This is a genomic window from Streptomyces pseudogriseolus (assembly GCA_002154585.1).
GTDB lineage: Bacteria > Actinomycetota > Actinomycetes > Streptomycetales > Streptomycetaceae > Streptomyces > Streptomyces pseudogriseolus.
This window is the reverse complement of the sequence record MUNG01000745.1, coordinates 1-1,505: the sequence shown is the minus strand read 5'-3', so window position 1 is coordinate 1,505 and position 1,505 is coordinate 1. Positions and strand designations below refer to the sequence as shown.

At 79.0% G+C, this 1,505-nt stretch carries 1 protein-coding gene; it reads right to left on the bottom strand.

The annotated features are described in order from the left end of the window. Positions 1-72 precede the first annotated feature (72 nt). Positions 73-1,505: N-6 DNA methylase (locus CCN29_RS34505; RefSeq protein WP_086686358.1), on the bottom strand; the 1,433-nt coding region annotated here is incomplete at its 5' end.

The window sequence follows — 1,505 nt, the reverse complement described above, 5'->3', positions numbered from 1 at the left end:
GCGAACTCCCCGCGCGCGGGGGGCGCGCAGGGCACGGCAGGGCGGACGGGCAGGTTCCGGCGCGCGGCGGCCCTACGGGGCGATCGTCCCGTCGGTGAGGCCGTCGTACATCCCGCGCACCAGCTGCTCGCCGAGCCGTCCGGCCTCCCTGAGCGCCCTCTCGAACGCGTCGAGCGCGCGGAACCGCTCGCCGTAGCGCCGCTGTTCGTCCGGCGCGAGGCGCGGGAGCTGGAGGCGGCGGACGTCGAGCCGGGTGGCGGTGGACGCGTAGCTGCTGGCCTGGCGGTGGTTGGCGGTGCCGCGCAGGAACCCGGCGAGGAACCACGGGTCGAGCGCCGCCGGATCGGGGCGCAGCAGCACGAGATTGCGGCCGAGGACGGCTCCGGCGGTCTCCTCGTCGACCACCCGGGCGACGGCCCCGCCGCCCAGCACGGGCAGCACGACGTCGCCCGCCTCGGTCAGCACCGGCTCCTCCTCGCTCTCCGGGAGCGTCCCGGAGGGGGCGGTGCCGGCCAGCACGTCGTGGTCGGTGAGCACGGGCACGCGCGCGTGGCCGCCGTGTCCGCCCTGCCCGCCGGTGCGCATCACCAGCGCGCCCGCGCGCGCCAGTTCGCCGACCGTGGTGAGCGGCAGCCGTCCGGACGCGGCGGGCGGCACGGGCTCGGCGGGCGGCGGCGTCAGCTCGGCGGTCAGCCGCAGCGTCTCGTCGAGCCGCGCGCGTACGCCGGTCAGCCGGCCGGCGCCGTCCGTGTCGGCCGGGGGCGGCAGCCGGCGGGCGGGGGCGAGGTCGACGTCGTCGTCGAGGAGTTCGATGACCGGCACCGAGCGGGCCAGGCCGGGCCGTTCGTCGATCCGTCCGGCCGCGTCGAAGGCCTGCCAGGCGCCGAGCACCGTCTCCCGCACCCCGGGCCAGTCGGGGCCGCCGCGCCCGTCGTCGGTGAACCGCCCGGTGTCGACGAGCAGCACCTCCGGCTGCGCCGGTGTCCGGTCGGGCCGGCGCAGCACCCACAGGTGCAGCGGCACGCTGTACGGGGGCGCCGCCCCGGCGGGCAGCGCGACGACGGCGCGCAGCGCGCCCCGGCGCAGCAGGTCGGCCCTGATCCGCCGGCCGGAGCGGCGGGACGCCACGGCGGGCGGCATCAGCAGCACGGCGGTGCCGCCGTCCCGGAGCCGGGCGAGCGCGTGCTGCACCCAGGCCAGCTCGGACTCGGTGCGGGCGGGGAAGCCGTACTCCCAGCGCGGGTCGTAGGCGAGGTCGTCGTGGCCCCAGTTGCGCTCGTTGAACGGCGGGTGGCACAGCACGGCGTCGGCCCGCAGTTCCGGGTACGCGTCGGCCCGCAGGGTGTCTCCGGCGGCGGCGTGCACGGGCGCGCGGGTGTGCAGGGCGAGGCGCAGGGCGGTGAGGGCGGCGAGTTCCGGTGAGCCGTCCTGGGCGTGGAGCCGGCGGTCGGGGCGGTCGGCGAGGGCGCGGAGCAGGGCGCCGGTGCCGCAGGCGGGGTCGAGGA